The following is a 2,783-nucleotide window of genomic DNA, read 5'->3' as shown; positions in this document are numbered from 1 at the left end:
CGCGGCGTAGTCGCCGCCGGCGTGCGCGTGGCGTGCCCGCGAATCGATGAGCAGCAGCGCGACGGCGTCGGCCTTCGAGATCGAAGGCCACCGGCAGCACGCTCATGTCGCGAAAGTCGATCAGCAGCGCCCGGCCGGCCTGGCCGTACAACGACGCCAGCTGATCCAGCAAACCGGTTGGGGCGCCGACAAATTCGTTCTCCGCGCGCTGGGCGAGCCGCGCCTGATCGAGCGAGTCGAGGCGCAGGCCGCCGGCCGTGGCCAGCGCGCCCAGGACCGCGCATTCCAGCGCCGCCGACGAGGACAGACCGGACCCGATCGGCACGTCACTGGTGACCGACATGGCGCCGCCGGGAAACCGGTGGCCGGCCGCGCGCACTGCCCACACCACGCCCGCGACGTACGCGGCCCAGCCGGTCACGTCTCCCGGCACGCTGTCGAGGGCGATGCGCACCGGGCCGTCCGCCCGGTCGCTGACCACCCTGATCGCGTCGCCGCCCGTCGGCGTGAACGTGACCTCGGTTCGTTGCGGCAGGGCGATCGGCAGGGCGAACCCGAGGTTGTAGTCGGTGTGCTCCCCGATCAGGTTGATCCGCCCGGGGGCGGCATAGCGCACCGTCACGCCAGTTCCCGGAGCCGGGCGGCGACGCTTTCGGGCGTCACGTCACCGATGAACGCGCCCATGGCGGATTCCGACGCCGCCAGGTATTTGAGTTTGGTGGCGCTGCGCCGGATCGAGATCAACTCCACGTGGAAGTAGCCCTCGGCCTGTGGCTCGGTGTCGCTGTACTGGTGCAGCGCCGAGATATAGGGCAGCGGTCCCGGATACATGCGGTCGAACCGCCTCAGCACATCGAGGTAGACCTGCGTGAAGCCATCCAGTTCGGCATCGTCGAGGTCGCCGAGGTTGCGCACGAACCTGTTCGGGTAGAGGTGCACCTCCACGGGCCAGCGCGCGGCGAACGGGACGAACGCCGTGAACGCGTCGGTGCGCGTGATGACTCGGCCGCCGCCCGCCACCTCCCATGCCAGCAGGTCCTCAAAAAGGTTGGTGCCGTGCCGCTTTCGATGGTCGCGCGCCTGCTCCAGCATGGTGGCCGCACGCGGCGTCAGGTAGGGGTAGCCGTAGATCTGACCGTGCGGATGAGTCAGCGTCACCCCGATTTCCTCGCCGCGGTTCTCAAAGCAGAACACCTGCTCGATGCCCGGCGTGGCCATCAGGTCGGCGGTGCGATGCCGCCAGGCCTCGACGACCAGCCGGGCGTGCGCCGGCGCCAGCCCCGCGAACGAGCCGGTGTGCTCGCTGGAGAAGCAGATGACCTCGCAGCGCCCGTGGCCGGGCGCGGAGACGAAGCCATCTCCGGGGCGGGGCGTTGCGCCGGCTCCGGATAGGCTCGGGAAGCGGTTCTCGAACACGACGACGTCGTAGTCGGGGGCGGGCACCTCGCTGGTCAGTCCAGTCGGACCGGGGCATAGCGGGCATTGGTCGGGGGGCGGCTTGTAGGTGCGGTCCTGGCGCTGCGCGGCGATGATCACCCACTGCCCGGTGGACCGGTCGAACCGCAGTTCGGACTGGTCGGGCGCGCGCGGCCGGAGGGGCCGGCGGTCGCGGACCGGCGCCGGACGGTGGTCCGGCAGGGCGAAGAACAGCAGCTCACGGCCATCGGCCAGCTCCGCCCGGGTCGGACCCACGATGTCGAAGACTAGCTTGGCCAGCGCGGGGCGGTTCGGGAACCATGATGGGTAGCGACGAGAGAGGCGGTCATCCGATCACAGTTGTGTACGAACGAGCCCGCAATTGGGTGATCGGCTCGGACCCGGGGCTGCTTCGGCTGCGGATGGCCACGCGCACGACGGCCGCGCTCGGCTGCTCCCTGCTCATCCTGTTCCTGCTGACCCGCGCGACGGGGCAACCGCTGACCGTCGCGTTGCTCGGGGTGGTCATCACCATGGTGGCGTCGCGGTCCGTCAACGAGCCGGACCCGCGCCAGCAGCGGATCACCATGGCACTGCTCCCCGTGCCCGCCGCCCTGGCCATCACCGCCGCGGCGCTGCTTTCGCCCCACCCGGTGGCCAGCGACGCCGCCTTCGTCGTCGTCGTGTTCGCCGCGGTGTACATCCGCAGGTTCGGCCCCCGCGGCCGTGCCCTGGGCATGGTCGCGTTCATGGCCTACTTCTTCACGCTGTACCTGCGGGCCCGCATTTCGGAACTGCCGTGGATGATCGGCGCGGTCGCGGTCGGCACGGTGTGCACGTATGTGATGAGCACGTACGTGCTGCCCGACCGCCCCGAGAGCGTGCTGCGCGCGACGCTGCGGGCATTGCGGGCGCGGATGTCGATACTGATAGACGCCGCCGCCGAGGCCGTGCGGACCGGCCGGTTCGACGAGCCGCGCCGAAGCCGGACGCGGGCGCGCACCGTCCGTCTCAACGAGACCGTCCTGCTGGTGCAAAGTCAGATCGAGGACGAGGCCAAGGCCACCTCGGTGCGGGGTATCGCCGGTGATCGGCTGACCCCCTGGCTGTTCGACGCCGAACTGGCGATCGAGTGGGTCGCCACGGCCGGCCGGCGGGCCGCGGAGGTTGCCTCCGAAAACCCCTTCGCCATACCGCCTGCCACGCGCGCCGCGCTCGTCTCGGCGCTCACGCAGCTCTCCCGGGCGATCTGCCCGAGGTCGCCGTGCTTCGCCAGGCCGCGAACCAGGCGCAACACCTCCTGGACACGCAGCCCGGCGACACCGGGCCGGGCGACACCGGGGCGGCCGCCGTCCGCCGCCTGGCGC

At 71.0% G+C, this 2,783-nt stretch carries 1 protein-coding gene and 2 pseudogenes; 1 reads left to right on the top strand and 2 read right to left on the bottom strand.

Features of this window, described 5'->3' with window-relative positions; translation table 11 throughout:
* A pseudogene (locus BN971_RS24285) lies at positions 1-622 on the bottom strand (GHMP family kinase ATP-binding protein); the annotation flags it as partial.
* Complete coding sequence (galT, locus tag BN971_RS24280; RefSeq protein WP_170322226.1) at positions 619-1,695, bottom strand: galactose-1-phosphate uridylyltransferase; 1,077 nt, start codon at positions 1,693-1,695, stop codon at positions 619-621. The pseudogene BN971_RS24285 and the gene galT, both read right to left, overlap by 4 nt.
* A gap of 107 nt (positions 1,696-1,802) precedes the next feature.
* Here galT and BN971_RS24275 point away from each other — a divergent pair.
* Positions 1,803-2,783, top strand: a pseudogene (locus tag BN971_RS24275) (FUSC family protein); the annotation flags it as partial.

This window comes from Mycobacterium bohemicum DSM 44277 (assembly GCF_001053185.1).
Taxonomy (GTDB): domain Bacteria; phylum Actinomycetota; class Actinomycetes; order Mycobacteriales; family Mycobacteriaceae; genus Mycobacterium; species Mycobacterium bohemicum.
The sequence above is the reverse complement of the archived record's forward strand: the minus strand, read 5'-3'. Positions and strand labels throughout refer to the sequence as shown.